Consider the following 14949-nt stretch of genomic DNA (forward strand, 5'->3'; position numbering starts at 1 on the left):
GTGATCCGCTTCCAGCCCTCGGAGTTCATGAAGATCATCATGCCGGCGACCATCGCCTGGTACCTGGCCAAGCGCACCTTGCCGCCGCAGCTCAAGCATGTGGGCATCAGCCTGGTCCTGATCGGTATTCCGTTCATCCTGATCGTGCGCCAGCCGGACCTCGGCACCTCGCTGCTGATTCTTGCCGGTGGCGCCTTCGTGCTGTTCATGGGCGGCCTGCGTTGGCGCTGGATCCTCAGCGTGCTGGCCGCTGCGGTGCCGGTGGCGATCGCCATGTGGTTCTTCATCATGCACGACTACCAGAAGCAGCGGATCCTGACCTTCCTCGACCCGGAAAGCGATCCGCTGGGCACTGGCTGGAACATCATCCAGTCCAAGGCGGCCATCGGTTCCGGCGGCGTCTTCGGCAAGGGCTGGTTGCTGGGCACCCAGTCCCACCTGGACTTTTTGCCCGAGAGCCACACCGACTTTATTATCGCGGTCATGGGCGAGGAGTTCGGCCTGGTGGGCATTTGCGCCTTGCTGCTGATCTACCTGCTGTTGATCGGTCGGGGTCTGGTGATTACCGCCCAGGCGCAGACGCTGTTCGGCAAGTTGCTCGCCGGCGCCCTGACCATGACGTTTTTTGTTTACGTTTTCGTCAACATCGGTATGGTCAGTGGCCTGTTGCCGGTCGTGGGGGTGCCGTTGCCGTTCATTAGCTACGGAGGAACTTCGCTGGTGACGCTGCTGTCAGCGTTTGGGGTTTTGATGTCGATCCATACCCATCGCAAGTGGATCGCACAGGTTTGAATAAGGTGAAGAATTCAATGCAAGCAATGCGTGGCTGGACCGCTCGGTACGCACCGTGGGTCGGTCTGGTAGGCATCCTTGGCGCGGCGCAGGAAGCGCTGGCCGGCGGCGAATACGAGGGCTCGCCCCAAGTGGCCGAATTCGTGGGCGAAATGACCCGTGACTACGGTTTTGCGGGCGAACAGTTGATGGGTGTGTTCCGCGAGGCCGAGCGCAAGCAGTCGATCCTCGACGCCATTTCCCGGCCTGCCGAGCGGGTCAAACAGTGGAAAGAGTACCGGCCGATGTTCATCACCGACGCCCGTATCGCCCGGGGCGTGGACTTCTGGCGCCAGCACGAGGCGGTACTGGCCCGTGCCGAGCAGGAATACGGCGTGCCGGCCCAGGTGATCGTGTCGATCATTGGCGTCGAGACCTTCTTTGGCCGTAATACCGGCAACTACCGGGTGATCGACGCGCTGTCGACCCTGGGCTTCGATTACCCGCCGCGTGCCGAGTTCTTCCGCAAGGAATTGCGCGAGTTCCTGCTGCTGGCTCGCGAGGAACAGGTCGATCCGCTGACCCTGAAGGGTTCCTACGCCGGTGCCATGGGGCTGCCGCAGTTCATGCCGAGCAGTTTTCGCGCCTATGCTGTGGATTTCGACGGCGATGGCCACATCAATATCTGGAACAATCCGGACGATGCCATCGGCAGCGTCGCCAGCTATTTCAAGCGTCACGGCTGGGAGGCCGGGCAGCCGGTGGTCAGCCGGGCCGACGTGCGCGGCGATCGGGTCGACGAAGGCCTGACCAGCGGTATCGAGCCGACGAAAACCGTCGGGGAGTTGCGGGCGCTGGGGTGGTCGAGTCATGATGCGCTGCGCGACGATATGCCGGTCACGGCTTTTCGCCTGGAAGGCGACAATGGCCCCGAATACTGGATGGGCCTGAAGAATTTCTACGCGATCACGCGTTATAACCGCAGCGTGATGTACGCCATGGCCGTACATCAGCTCTCTGAACAGCTGGTCCAAGCACGGGGCGTCAAGTAATGCTGGCATCGCCAAACCGCAAACCCCTGAAGCTGGTGGCGCTTGCCGCATTGTCCTTGCTGGTGGCCAGTTGTTCGTCGACCCAGGCGCCGAAGCAGAAAGGCGGCCCTTCGGTCGTACGTTCGACGCCAGGCCTGGACATCAACCGCGCCCACAAAGACGGCGCGCCCTGGTGGGATGTCGATGTATCGCGCATCCCCGACGCCACGCCGACCCTGCACACCGGCCCGTACAAGGCCAACCCTTATACGGTGCTGGGCAAGACCTATTTCCCGATGGCCGAATCCAAGCGCTACGTCGCTTCGGGCACGGCGTCCTGGTACGGCACCAAGTTCCACGGGCAGAACACCGCCAATGGCGAGGTGTATGACCTGTACGGCATGAGTGCCGCGCACAAGACCCTGCCGCTGCCGAGTTATGTCCGGGTGACCAACCTGGACAACAACAAGAGCGTGATCTTGCGGGTCAACGACCGTGGGCCGTTCTATTCGGACCGGATCATCGATTTGTCCTACGCTGCGGCCAAGAAGCTCGGTTACGCCGAGATCGGCACCGCCCGGGTCAAGGTCGAAGGCATCGACCCGCAGGAGTGGTGGGCCCAGCGTGGCCGGCCGGCGCCGTTGATGCTCAACGAACCCAAGGCTGCGCCGGTGATGACGGCGTCCGCCGGAACCGTCGAGCAGTGGACTCCGCCTCCGCAGCAGCACGCCGCGGCCATGGTGCCGGTGCAGGTGGATGCAAAAAAAAACGCTTCTGCGCAAGCCTCTGGCCAGTATCTGCAGGTGGGCGCCTTCGCCAACCCGGACGCTGCCGAGCTCCTGCGCTCGAAGCTGAGCGGGATGGTGAGCGCTCCGGTGTTCATCAGCTCGATCGTGCGCAATCAACAGACCCTGCACCGGGTACGCCTGGGGCCGATCGGCTCGCCGGGTGAGATCCAGCAAGTGCAGAACAGTGTCCGGCTGGCCAATCTGGGGCAGCCGAGCCTGGTAACCGCCGAGTAAGCGGCTACTGATTCATGGTTCGCCTGCGGTCATTGGGGGGGAACCAGGTTGTTGGCTCGTCGTACAACAAAAACCCGGCAAGGGTCAGTGAGTGAACAACTGAACACGCGACAGCCCTTTAGAAGGCTGTCTGAATAGTTTTGTCCGCAAGGACAAGTTTCCATTAGCAATTTCGAGAGACGGATGAACATCACCACCTTTGCCAAACGCCTGTGCCTGCTTGTCCCGCTGATCATCACGCCTGCCGCCTGGGCGGTAGAAGTGATGCCGTCACCGCCGCAGCTGGCCGCCAAGTCCTATGTGCTCATGGATGCCAGCAGCGGTAACGTGCTGGTGGAGAACAACGGTGACCAGCGTCTGCCGCCAGCCAGCCTGACCAAGCTGATGACAGCCTATATCGCGACCCTGGAAATCCGTCGCGGCCAGATCGGCGAGAACGACCCGGTGACCGTCAGCGAAAACGCCTGGCGTACCGGCGGTTCGCGGATGTTCATCAAGGTGGGTTCGCAGGTCACCGTCAGCGACCTGCTGCACGGCATCATCATTCAGTCGGGTAACGACGCCAGCGTCGCGGTTTCCGAGCATATCGCCGGCAGCGAAGACGCCTTCGCCGACATAATGAACAAGACCGCCGGCGACCTGGGCATGAGCAACAGCCACTTCATGAACCCGACCGGCCTGCCGAACCCCGAGCACTACTCGTCGGCGCACGACATGGCGGTACTGGCTCGCGCGATCATTCACGAAGACCCGGCTCACTACGCGATCTACTCGCAGAAAGAGTTCTTCTGGAACGGCATCAAGCAGCCCAACCGCAACCTGTTGCTGTGGCGTGACAAGACCGTCGACGGTCTGAAAACCGGTCACACCGACGAAGCCGGCTACTGCATGGTGTCTTCGGCCGTTCGTGATGGCATGCGTCTGATCGCCGTGGTATTCGGCACCAACAGCGAGCAGGCTCGCGCGGCCGAGACCCAGAAGCTGCTGACCTACGGTTTCCGCTTCTTCGAAACCCAGACCTTCTACCAGAAGGGCACCGAGCTGGCTCAGGCCCCGGTCTGGAAAGGCACGACCTCCCAGGTCAAGGCCGGTCTGGCTGAGGACCTGACCATGACCATGCCAAAAGGCCAGCTGAAGAAACTCGCTGCCAGCATGACCATGAATCCACAGCTGGTCGCGCCTATCGCCAAGGGCGACGTGATCGGTAAAGTCGAAGTGAAACTGGACGACAAGGTGGTGCACAGCGCCGATCTGATCGCTCTGGACGCGGTCGACGAAGGTGGTATCTTCCGCCGCATGTGGGATAGCATCCGTCTATTCTTCTACGGCTTGTTCAACTGATATTGTCGACCCGCGCGGCCCTCCCTCTGAAGTAGAGTGGGGGCCTCGTCCGTCGCCACGGCTTACGAGGCCGTTACGCCATGACAGACACCGAAGTAAAGGCGCCAAAGATCGAATTCCCCTGCGCGGATTACCCGATTAAGGTAATCGGCGACACCGGCGTGGGTTTCAAGGACAAGATCATCGCGATCCTTGAAAAACACGCGACCGTTGACCACAAGACCCTGGCCGAGCGCCAGAGCACCAACGGCAAGTACACGACCATCCAGTTGCACATCCTCGCCACCGGCCAGGAGCAGCTGTACGACATCAACAGCGAATTGCGGGCCACCGGCTTCGTACACATGGTGTTGTGATGTCGCAAACGCTGGGCTTTCGCGAGCTCGGCCAGATGGCCTACGAGCCGGTCTGGCAGGCCATGCAACGCTTTACCAACGAACGCGGCACCGACGCCCCCGATGAAGTCTGGCTGGTGCAGCACCCGCCGGTCTTTACCCAGGGGCAGGCGGGCAAGGCCGAACACCTGTTGCTGCCCGGGGATATCCCGGTGGTGCAGGTCGACCGGGGTGGTCAGGTGACTTATCACGGCCCCGGCCAACTGGTGGCCTATCTGCTGCTGGATGTTCGTCGCCTGGGTTTTGGCGTGCGTGACCTGGTCAGCCGGATGGAGCAATGCCTGGTCGAGTTGCTGGCCAGTTACGGCGTGACCGCGGCCGCCAAGCCGGATGCTCCCGGTGTCTACGTCGATGGCGCGAAAATCGCCTCCCTGGGCCTGCGGATCCGCCATGGTTGTTCCTTTCATGGCCTGGCCTTGAACGTGGACATGGATCTGCAGCCGTTTCTACGGATTAACCCCTGTGGCTATGCCGGGCTGGCGATGACCCAGTTGAGCGACCACACAGGACCGATTGAATTTGCCGAGGTAAGTGCCCGGCTGCGCGCGCAGCTCGTCAAACACCTCGACTATGCTGAGCAGACGACCCTAACGGGCGGAATCGACTGATATGACTACTGCGCAAGACGCTGTGCAAACCCTGATCCCGACGCTGGATGTTTCCGAGCGCCCGGCCCGTGCGAAAGTTGAAGCCGGCGTTAAATTGCGCGGTGCCGAGAAGGTCGCGCGTATCCCGGTGAAGATCATTCCGACCACCGAACTGCCGAAGAAACCGGACTGGATTCGCGTGCGTATTCCGGTTTCCCCGGAAGTCGACCGGATCAAGCAATTGCTGCGCAAGCACAAACTGCACAGCGTCTGCGAAGAGGCATCCTGCCCGAACCTGGGCGAGTGCTTCTCCGGCGGTACCGCGACCTTCATGATCATGGGTGACATCTGCACCCGTCGCTGCCCGTTCTGCGACGTTGGCCATGGTCGTCCGAAGCCACTGGATGTCGACGAGCCGCTGAACCTGGCGGTAGCCATCGCCGACCTGCGCCTGAAGTACGTGGTGATCACCTCGGTCGACCGCGACGACCTGCGTGACGGCGGTGCCCAGCACTTCGCCGACTGCATCCGCGAAATCCGCAAGCTGTCGCCGAACGTGCAGCTGGAAACCCTGGTCCCGGACTACCGTGGCCGCATGGATGTCGCGCTGGAAATCACCGCTGCCGAGCCGCCGGATGTGTTCAACCACAACCTGGAAACCGTGCCGCGTCTGTACAAGGCCGCGCGTCCGGGTTCGGATTACCAGTGGTCGCTGACCCTGCTGCAGAAGTTCAAGCAACTGGTGCCCCACGTACCGACCAAGTCCGGCCTGATGCTGGGCCTGGGCGAGACCGACGACGAAGTCATCGAAGTCATGAAGCGCATGCGCGAACACGACATCGACATGCTGACCCTCGGCCAGTACCTGCAGCCGTCCCGCAGCCACTTGCCGGTGCAGCGTTTCGTACACCCGGACACCTTCGCCTGGTTCGCCGAGGAAGGTTACAAGATGGGCTTCAAGAACGTCGCTTCGGGCCCGCTGGTACGTTCTTCCTACCACGCCGACGAGCAGGCCAAGCTGGCCAAAGAAGGCCTGGTTTCCTGATGTAATGCGCCCGCAAGGTCCTCGCCTTGCGGGCGTCATCCGCCGTTACACCCGCGTCTCTCCTCCTGCAAAGACCTTTCCCGCAAGCACCGTGGCGTTTCAACGCTTCTGTTTACCCGCGTTCATGGCTACTGTGCATCAGAGAATCCACCCAGGGAGAACCATTGGATGACCCTTCACCCGACTGATGTCCCTTGTGCCCAGCGGCCAGTACCGGCGCTGCCTGCGCAAGGGCTGATCGGCTTGATTGCCCCCGCCGGCCCCGCGGCCCTGGATCAGGAAAAAGCCATCCAGTGGATGCGCGCGCGCGGTTATTCGCTGCGGATCTACCCTGGGGTCGAACAGAAGGATGGCTATCTGGCAGGTAGCGACGAGGTCCGCCTGAACGATCTGCATGCCGCCTTCGCCGATGAGGAGGTCGACGCGATCCTCTGCCTGCGCGGTGGTTACGGCAGCCCACGGCTGCTCGACCGGATCGATTTCGACCTGCTGCGTCGCCACGCCAAGCCGTTTGTCGGTTATAGCGACATCACCGCGCTGCACCTGGCCATCAATCGTTATGCGGGCTTCGTGACCTTCCATGGGCCGATGCTCAATGCCGACCTGCTGGGAGACAAGCAGCCGCCGACCGAGTCCTCGTTGTTCAACCTGCTTGGGGGGCAATTGAAGGCCGGCAGCCTGCTGGCACATCCGGCGGCTTATCCCTTGGCCACCATCGAGCCTGGCATTGGCTGTGGCCAGTTGTTGGGAGGCAATCTGTCGCTGATTGCCGCGACCATGGGTACGCCGTTCGAGATCGATGCCGACGGCATCATTCTGTTTATCGAAGACATCAACGAGCCGTTGTACCGGATTGACCGTCTGCTCACGCACCTGCGCCTGGCGGGCAAGCTCGACAGGTTGCGTGGCGTGCTGGTGGGGGATGTGGCGGGCGTCGAGCCCGAGGCGCTTGGCGGGCTGCTCAAGCAAACCTTCGAGCCCCTGGGCATCCCGGTGCTGAGCGGGTGGCGCAGCGGGCATTGCGATCCGAACCTGACGCTGCCGTTGGGGGCCATGGTCAGGCTGGACGCGGGGGAGCAGCGGTTGATCCTCGAGCAGGATGTGGTCTTCGGCTGATTCACCCGGCTATCGCGAGCAGCCCGCTCCCCTGGAGCGAGCTTGCTCGCGATAGCACCCCTTTCAGATAGGCCTCAACGGGAACGCAGGCTCTCCAGCAGCTTGTGGGTCGGATAGCCGTCGGCGGGCCAGCCCAGGGATTGCTGCGCGCTGCGAATCGCCTTGCGGGTATTGGCGCCGATAATGCCGTCCGGGTTTCCGGCGTCGTAATTGTTGGCGCTGAGCAGGTTCTGCAACTCGATACGTTCGGTTCGGCTGAGGGGCATGTCGTCTTTCGGCCAGAGGCCGTTGATCAGGCCCGAACCGTTGAAGCGTTGCGACAACAGGTTCACTGCCAGGGCGTAGGACGAAGAGTTGTTGTACTTCAGAACGGCGCGGAAGTTGTCGAGGATCAGGAACGCCGGGCCGCGATAGCCCGCCGGCAGCAGCAAGGCCGCGGAAAGCTGTTCGGAGCCGGGCGGAACGCTGGCACCGTTGGGCAGCTTCATGCCCAGGCGCAGCCATTCGGCCACCGGTTTGCGGATCGCGCCGTCAGCCAGTGCGTAGTCGAAACCGTTCGCCAGCTGCACCTCGAAGCCCCACGGTTGGCCTTTCTGCCAGCCAGAGCTTTGCAGATAGTGCGCGGTCGAGGCCAGGGCATCGGCCGGGCTGTTCCAGATATCGCGGCGGCCATCGCCGTCGAAATCCACGGCGTGGGTGTTGTAGGTGGTCGGAATGAACTGGGTCTGGCCCATGGCACCCGCCCAGGAACCGAGCATCTTCTCGGGTTGAATATCACCGTGCTGGAGAATCTGCAGGGCGGCCAGCAACTGGCTGTTGGCGAAGGCCGGGCGCCGGCCTTCGTAGGCCAGGGTCGCGAGGGAGCGGATCACCGATTTATTGCCCTGGAACTCACCAAAATTGCTTTCCATGCCCCAGACCGCCACCAGGGCCTGGCGATCGACGCCATAGCGCTGTTCGATCTGCTGCAGGATGTCGGCGTACTGATTGATCAGTGCCTGGCCCTTGCGCACGCGCAGCGGCGACAGGGCGCCGTCGAGGTATTCCCACACGGGGCGGGCGAATTCAGGCTGGCTGCGGTCGGCCTTGATCACGCTCATGTCCGGGGTGATGCCGGCGAACACCCGGTCGAAAAGATCGGCGCGGATCCCGGCGTTCAGGGCTTCGATGCGGAATCCGGCCTGCCATTGGGCAAAGGTCTGGGTCGGCTGGATATCCAGGTTGTCGACAGCCAGCGGAGTGGCGGTTGCAGGCGCGGCGAGAGGGGCGGCTTGAATACTGGGGAGCGGCTGGGCATCGGCGGCGGTGGGTTTTTCCGCGCAGGCGACGAGCAGGGCAAGGCTGGAGGCAGCGATCAGTTGGCGCAGGTGCCAACGACGGGAAAGACAAAAGGGCATGCACAGGTCCAGAGAATACGAATCAGGTACAGACCTTATCACGCCAGCGGGGTTCTCCGCTTCAGGCGGCCAGAAAGTAAGAAGCCTCCCAGCTTTTAGACTGGAAGGCTTCGCGGCGGTAGCTGCCTTTGCCCTTGGCGGGTCGTTCCTGACGGCTGCGGAACAGTGGCTGGGCGATGATGGATTTGGCCTTGTTGGGGCCATGCTTGGATGGCTTGCTCATGGGGATACTCTCTTGAGGTGGGTGATGCGCCGCAGATGATCGGCCAGCTTTGCCCGGCTGTCCAGCCCTGTGATATGTAGGGCTTTTCAGCAACGTTCGCGTATCCCGCTATTTCCTGTGGGGAGGCGCCGGGTTTACTCGGCGGGAAGGGGCAGGCGTTGCCCAGCCATCAGCAGCGACAGGCGACTGAGGCTGCTCCAGGGCGAGCCGGTGGCCTGTCCCTTGATCTGCGCATCGATACGCTGGGCATCGAGCAACAGTTGCGCCCAGCGCGGCGCCGAATAGCGCTGCAGGGCTTTGCTCATCAGCGGCTTGCGTTTGTCCCAGACGGGCGGGCGGGCCTGGCTGAACACCTTGTCCAGCGGCGTGCCCTGGCTGTACTGCAGCGACATGTTGGCCAGCGCCCGTAGCTCCCGGGCCAGCGCCCAGAGAATCACGGGCGGCTCGACACCTTCGCCGCGCAACCCTTCGAGCATGCGCAGGGCATGGGCCGCCTCGCCGTTGAGGATGGCGTCCACCAGCCCGAAAACGTCGAAGCGAGCGCTGTCGGCCACAGCCGCCTGCACGGTCTCCACCGTGATCTGGCCGCCTTCGGCCATCAGCTTGAGCTTTTCGATTTCCTGGGCGGCGGCCAGCAGGTTGCCTTCCACCCTGGCCGCGATCAGTTCCACGGCGTCCTGGCTGGCAGAAAGTCCGGCCTGGGACAGGCGCTGGCGAATCCACTGTGGCAGTTGGTTGGCATCCACCGGCCAGATCTGGATGAACTGGGTCTGCTCGCCCTCGATCAGCGCCTTGCCCCATTTGGTCTTTTGCGCACTGCCGTCGAGCTTGGGCAGGCTGACCAGCAGCAGGGTGTCTTCGGCCGGCCGGGAACAGTATTCGATAAAGGCCGCGGCGCCTTTGTCGCCGGGCTTGCCGGAAGGCAGGCGCAGCTCCAGCAGGCGCTTTTCGGCGAACAGCGACATGCTCGCGCCGGCCTGCAGCAGCGTGCCCCAATCGAAATTGGCGTCGGCGCTGAAGACCTGGCGTTCATCGAAGCCCTGTTGGCGGGCTGCGGTGCGAATGGCGTCGGCGGCTTCCTGGCACAGCAACGGATCATCGCCACTGATGACGTAGACCGGTGCGAGCGGACCTTGCAGGTGTTTGCCGAGTTGAGCGGGGGCGAGTTTCATAAGAAGGGGCAAGCGGGGCGCTTGAGCGCCCCACAAGGCTTACTGGTTCGGCAGCTGCATAGGCGACTGTTGCGGTGTTTCCGCCTCAGCCTTCTGTGCGGCTTCCAGGGCTTCAGCCTCGGCTTTGGCGCGGGCTTTCGCGGTCTGCTGCAGTTTATCCAGCTGGGCTGGAGTCAGCAGTTGCAGGCGCAGCATCATGTTCTGCACGAGGTCGCGACGCATTTCCTTGCGCACTTCCAGCGATTCCTGGTCGGAGCCCACCAGGTTGTTGCCGTCGTGGATGTAGACCTTCTGCACTTGCAGCTTGTCGCTGAGCAGGCTCAGGTTGTTCTGACCCAGGATTTCGTAGTTCAGCGCGGTGGTCATTTCATACTCGGCCGAACGACCGGCGCCGGCGTAGCTGAGGCTGCGCTGGGATTCCTGTTCGCGAGTCAGTACCAGCTTGTAGGGCGCGCCGGCGTAGACCTTGACGCCGCTGTTCTGCAGGACCTGGCGCAGTTGGGTCACGGTATCGCCGTAGGCATCACGGGCGTTCAGGTCGAGTTCCTTGATCGCCAGTTCGGTGGTGCCGGTGCCGCGCAGGTGAAAACCGCAGGCGCTCAGCAGTACAGCCAGGCCCATCACCAGCAGATTGCGTTTGATCATCTTGTTGCTCCCCTTGAAACCATGTGGGCCGACAGGGCGGCCCTGGAGGTTTTATGCGGCGCCGGCCTCCGGGCTGGCGCCTGATCCAATTAGCTAGCGACGATATTGACCAGCTTGCCGGGCACGACGATCACTTTGCGAATCGTCAGGCCTTCGGTGAAGCGCAGCACGTTCTCGTTGGTTCGAGCGGCGGCTTCGACCTCTTCGCGGCTGGCGCTGGCCGGCATTTCGATCTGCCCACGCAGTTTGCCGTTGACCTGGACCACCAGTTGCAGGCTGTCCTGTACCAGTGCGTTCTCGTCCAGTTGTGGCCAGCCGGCGTCGATGATGGCGCCGCTGCGCCCCAGCCGGCTCCACAGCTCGTGGCTGATGTGCGGAGTGATCGGCGCCAGCAGCAGGGCCACGGTTTCCAGGCCTTCCTGCAGCAGGGCACGATCCTGCGCGGTGGCTTGCGGGGCTTTTTCCAGCACGTTCATCAGCGTCATGACCTGAGCGATGGCGGTGTTGAATTTATGGTGCTGGCCGACGTCCTGGCTGGCTTGCTTGATCGCCAGGTGGATGGCGCGACGAATGACTTTCTGTTCGTCGTTCAGTGCCGTCAGGTCCAGTGTGCCCGGCAGACCCTGGGCCACGTGGGCCTGGGCCAGGCGCCAGACGCGCTTGAGGAAGCGGTGGGAGCCTTCGACGCCGGAGTCGGACCATTCCAGGCTCATGTCAGGTGGCGAAGCGAACATCATGAACAGGCGGCAGGTGTCTGCGCCGTATTGTTCGATCATCGACTGAGGGTCGACGCCGTTGTTCTTCGACTTGGCCATTTTCTCGGTACCGCCGATTTCCACCGGCAGGCCGTCGCTGATCAGCTTGGCGCCAACGATCTTGGCCTTGCTGTCACGCTCCAGCTCGACGTCGGCTGGGTTGTACCAGGTGTAGGCACCGTTGGCTTCGCGGCGGTAGTAGGTCTCGGCGACCACCATGCCCTGGGTCAGCAGGTTCTTGAACGGCTCGTTGGAGTTGACCAGGCCTTCGTCGCGCATCAGCTTGTGGAAGAAGCGGGCGTAGAGCAGGTGCAGGATCGCGTGTTCGATACCGCCGATGTACTGGTCCACCGGCAGCCAGTGGTTGGCCGCGGCCGGGTCGACCAGGCCACCTTCATATTTTGGCGAAGCGTAGCGCGCGTAGTACCACGAGGACTCGACGAAGGTGTCCATGGTGTCGGTTTCGCGCTTGGCAGGCTTGCCGCATTTCGGGCAGTTGCACTCGTAGAACTCGGGCATGCGCGCCAGAGGCGAGCCGGCGCCGTCCGGCACCACGTCTTCCGGCAGTACTACGGGCAGCTGGTCTTCCGGTACCGGTACATCGCCGCAGCTGTCGCAGTGGATGATCGGGATCGGGCAGCCCCAGTAGCGCTGGCGGCTGATGCCCCAGTCACGCAGGCGGAACTGGGTGCGGGATTGGCCGAGGTTCTTCTTCAGCAGGGCCACTTCGATGGCGTCGAAGGCGCCGGCGAAGTCCAGGCCGTCGAATTCACCGGAGTTGATCAGTTCGCCGTGCTCGCCGTAGGCGTCCTGCCAAGGCGCAGGCGTTTTGTCGCCGGCGCTGGTGCGCACCACGTTCTTGATCGGCAGGTTGTACTTGCTGGCGAACTCGTAGTCGCGCTCGTCGTGGGCCGGAACAGCCATCACCGCGCCATCGCCGTAGTGCATCAGCACGTAGTTGGCGACCCATACCGGCAGCTTTTCGCCGGTCAGCGGGTGCTCGACGAACAGCGAGGTCGGCAGGCCTTTCTTCTCTTGAGTGGCGATGTCGGCTTCGGCGACGCTGCCGCCCTTGCACTCGGCGATGAAGGCTTGCAGCGCTGGATCGTTCTGCGCCGCCAGGGTAGCCAGCGGGTGCTCGGCGGCCACGGCGACATAGGTCGCGCCCATCAGGGTGTCAGGACGGGTGGTGAAGACTTTCAGTGCGCCCGCTTCGCCGATGGAGGCCAGGTCGTAGGGGAATTGCACTTCCATGCCACGGGATTTGCCGATCCAGTTGCGTTGCATGGTCTTGACCTGCTCAGGCCAGCCCGGCAGCTCGTCGAGACTCTCCAGCAGTTCATCCGCGTAGGCGGTGATCTTGAAGTAGTACATCGGGATTTCGCGTTTTTCGATCAGCGCGCCGGAGCGCCAGCCGCGACCGTCGATCACCTGCTCGTTGGCCAGGACGGTCTGGTCGACCGGGTCCCAGTTCACGGTGCCGTTCTTGCGGTAGATCACGCCTTTTTCGAACAGGCGGGTGAACAGCCATTGTTCCCAGCGGTAGTAGTCCGGCTTGCAGGTCGTGACTTCGCGGGACCAGTCCACTGCCAGGCCCAGGCTGCGCAGCTGGGACTTCATATAGGCGATGTTTTCGTAGGTCCACTTGGCCGGTGCGACGTTGTTCTTCATCGCGGCGTTTTCCGCCGGCATGCCGAAGGCGTCCCAACCCATGGGTTGCAGCACGTTCTTGCCTTGCATGCGCTGGTAGCGGGAAATCACGTCGCCGATGGTGTAGTTACGCACGTGCCCCATGTGTAGCTTGCCGCTGGGGTAAGGGAACATCGACAGGCAGTAGTACGTTTCCTTGCCTGGCTGTTCGCTGACTTCAAAGGACTTTTGCTCATCCCAGAACGACTGGGCGGCGGCTTCGATCTCACGGGGCTGATAGTGTTCGTGCATGGCTACTTTTGAACTGAATAGGGGTGGCCTAATCCTCTTCAATGCAACGTTGGGCGGTGATGGCGCCAGATGTGGCGTTTTCGCTACCCAGGCGAGCTGGAAGTGGAGTTACAGGAAGCGCCGTAGCATACATGACCGCGCTCTACCGAGGGAAACCCTGATTACGCGCCTTGGGCCGTTGGTCGCGGCACCGGGACGGTTTCGGCAGCGCGACTAAGCTCAAAAAGGGGAGTGAGTCTTACTTTCATGAGGTGAGTGGATGGTTGAGTCGCAGCGAAAAGCTACAAAACCCGAGTTGTACGAACGACTGATAGATCGTCTGGCTTTGGCCCTGGATGCAGCGAAAACAGCAGGAAGCTTGCGTAATGAGCGACCTGTGGAATTGGAGTTGCGTGGCCTGAGTCATGCCGAATTCGAGATGATCAAGGCCTATCTGGATCGTAGCGAGCGTGAAACGCGATTGAGCGTGCTCGAATGCCTCAGGCATGAAGTGACTCCACCTCCGGCCAATATCATCTGGTTGAAAGACAAGGTACCCGCCGGGGATGCGGTAAAGGTCCGGTCCCTGCATTTCAAATGAGCCTGCGCAGCCCGTTCGGGCAACTGCGTAGCGTCAATGTCGCCTACCTTGTGCGTGAAATCTGTTTCGTATCTGTTGTTGCATTGCTTTTACCCACTTAGGCTTCGAGCATCTTTGGAGATGCTCGATGCCTTTTCGTTATTTCGTCAAACAACTGCTCCTGCCGCCAGGCCTTCTATTGCTTCTGCTTTTGCTTGCCTGGTGGTTTCGCCGTTCCAGGCCGCGGCTTGCCGCGGTGTGCTTTGCCCTGGGCCTGGGTGGGTTCTGGCTGATGAGCCTGCCGGTCATGGTGGAGTGGGGCGCGAGTGCCCTGGAGAACAAACCGGCGCTGACGCAAAGCCAGTGGTCGACCCTCGCCGAGCACGCCGATGCGATCGTGGTGCTGGGCTCCGGGCGCGAGCGTGGCGACCCGGCCTGGGGTACCGACCAGCCGACCGGTGTCGGACTGGAGCGCCAGCGTTATGCGGCGCGCCTGGCCAAGGCTTCCGGACTGCCGATCCTGACCAGCGGTGGCTTGCATTACGGTACGCCGCCCACGGAAGCGGCGTTGATGGCCGAGTCATTGCTCAATGATTTCGACGTGACGGTGCGCTGGCAGGAAGGGCGCAGCCGCACGACCTGGGAAAACGCCCAATTCACCGCGCAAGTGCTGGAGCCGCAGGGCGTCAAGCGTGTGGTGCTGGTGACCCAGGCCTGGCATATGCAACGTGCGGTCTGGAGCTTCGAACAGGCAGGTTTCACGGTGGTGCCGGCGCCCGTGGGGTTCCTCGGGGTGGATAATGCCAGGCCGCTGGGCGGCTGGATGCCGGAGTTCAAGTCGATCTGGCAGAGCGGCCAGTTGCTGAACGAGGCGGTGGGTCTGGTGGGGTACAAGCTGTTCTATCGCGCAGAGCCCTAGGTCTATCGCGAGCCAGCTCGCTTCTGCAGG

At 62.4% G+C, this 14949-nt stretch carries 15 protein-coding genes; 10 read left to right on the forward strand and 5 right to left on the reverse strand.

Translation table 11 applies throughout. The annotated features are described in order from the left end of the window. The 8 genes from rodA to ACQKQA_RS17540 form a co-directional block, all read left to right on the forward strand. Nucleotides 1-792 (forward strand): rod shape-determining protein RodA (gene rodA / locus ACQKQA_RS17505; RefSeq protein WP_427560031.1); only part of this gene is annotated, 792 nt, incomplete at its 5' end. Between the two features lie 17 nt (nucleotides 793-809). Next, nucleotides 810-1823, forward strand: a complete 1014-nt coding sequence (gene mltB / locus ACQKQA_RS17510; protein WP_427560034.1) for a lytic murein transglycosylase B — start codon at nucleotides 810-812, stop codon at nucleotides 1821-1823. Then, the gene (locus tag ACQKQA_RS17515; protein ID WP_427560037.1) at nucleotides 1823-2824 is read left to right on the forward strand and encodes a septal ring lytic transglycosylase RlpA family protein; all 1002 of its coding nucleotides are present in this window, start codon (nucleotides 1823-1825) and stop codon (nucleotides 2822-2824) included. The genes mltB and ACQKQA_RS17515 overlap by 1 nt, the downstream gene beginning before the upstream one ends. A gap of 183 nt (nucleotides 2825-3007) precedes the next feature. Next, nucleotides 3008-4165, forward strand: a complete 1158-nt coding sequence (locus ACQKQA_RS17520; RefSeq protein WP_427560040.1) for a D-alanyl-D-alanine carboxypeptidase family protein — start codon at nucleotides 3008-3010, stop codon at nucleotides 4163-4165. Nucleotides 4166-4245: 80 nt separating this feature from the next. Then, nucleotides 4246-4521 carry a DUF493 domain-containing protein gene (locus ACQKQA_RS17525; RefSeq protein WP_427560043.1) on the forward strand — a complete coding sequence of 92 codons (276 nt, stop codon included), beginning with the start codon at nucleotides 4246-4248 and terminating at the stop codon, nucleotides 4519-4521. Then, the gene (lipB, locus tag ACQKQA_RS17530) at nucleotides 4521-5168 is read left to right on the forward strand and encodes a lipoyl(octanoyl) transferase LipB (RefSeq protein ID WP_427560046.1); all 648 of its coding nucleotides are present in this window, start codon (nucleotides 4521-4523) and stop codon (nucleotides 5166-5168) included. The genes ACQKQA_RS17525 and lipB overlap by 1 nt, the downstream gene beginning before the upstream one ends. A gap of 1 nt (nucleotide 5169) precedes the next feature. Next, the gene (lipA, locus tag ACQKQA_RS17535) at nucleotides 5170-6192 is read left to right on the forward strand and encodes a lipoyl synthase (protein ID WP_427560049.1); all 1023 of its coding nucleotides are present in this window, start codon (nucleotides 5170-5172) and stop codon (nucleotides 6190-6192) included. A 168-nt stretch (nucleotides 6193-6360) separates the two neighbouring features. Next, the gene (locus tag ACQKQA_RS17540; RefSeq protein WP_427560051.1) at nucleotides 6361-7308 is read left to right on the forward strand and encodes a S66 peptidase family protein; all 948 of its coding nucleotides are present in this window, start codon (nucleotides 6361-6363) and stop codon (nucleotides 7306-7308) included. Nucleotides 7309-7382: 74 nt separating this feature from the next. Here ACQKQA_RS17540 and ACQKQA_RS17545 read toward each other — a convergent pair whose 3' ends face one another. From ACQKQA_RS17545 to leuS, 5 genes are all read right to left on the reverse strand, one after another. Next, entirely contained in the window at nucleotides 7383-8705 is a 1323-nt protein-coding gene (locus tag ACQKQA_RS17545) for a lytic murein transglycosylase (protein ID WP_427560054.1), read from the reverse strand. 61 nt (nucleotides 8706-8766) lie between these two features. Then, nucleotides 8767-8928, reverse strand: coding sequence for an alternative ribosome rescue factor ArfA (arfA, locus tag ACQKQA_RS17550; protein ID WP_007927093.1), 162 nt, complete (start codon nucleotides 8926-8928; stop codon nucleotides 8767-8769). 134 nt (nucleotides 8929-9062) lie between these two features. After that, the gene (gene holA / locus ACQKQA_RS17555; RefSeq protein WP_427560057.1) at nucleotides 9063-10100 is read right to left on the reverse strand and encodes a DNA polymerase III subunit delta; all 1038 of its coding nucleotides are present in this window, start codon (nucleotides 10098-10100) and stop codon (nucleotides 9063-9065) included. A 39-nt stretch (nucleotides 10101-10139) separates the two neighbouring features. Further along, complete coding sequence (lptE, locus tag ACQKQA_RS17560) at nucleotides 10140-10745, reverse strand: LPS assembly lipoprotein LptE (protein WP_427560060.1); 606 nt, start codon at nucleotides 10743-10745, stop codon at nucleotides 10140-10142. 89 nt (nucleotides 10746-10834) lie between these two features. Then, nucleotides 10835-13441, reverse strand: a complete 2607-nt coding sequence (gene leuS / locus ACQKQA_RS17565; protein ID WP_427560063.1) for a leucine--tRNA ligase — start codon at nucleotides 13439-13441, stop codon at nucleotides 10835-10837. Between the two features lie 259 nt (nucleotides 13442-13700). Between leuS and ACQKQA_RS17570 the strand changes: the two genes are divergently transcribed. Continuing rightward, complete coding sequence (locus tag ACQKQA_RS17570; RefSeq protein WP_427560066.1) at nucleotides 13701-14021, forward strand: hypothetical protein; 321 nt, start codon at nucleotides 13701-13703, stop codon at nucleotides 14019-14021. A gap of 127 nt (nucleotides 14022-14148) precedes the next feature. Next, entirely contained in the window at nucleotides 14149-14919 is a 771-nt protein-coding gene (locus ACQKQA_RS17575) for a YdcF family protein (protein ID WP_427560068.1), read from the forward strand. The last annotated feature ends 30 nt before the right edge of the window (nucleotides 14920-14949 follow it).

The organism is Pseudomonas sp. NPDC089530, assembly GCF_050280705.1.
GTDB lineage: Bacteria > Pseudomonadota > Gammaproteobacteria > Pseudomonadales > Pseudomonadaceae > Aquipseudomonas.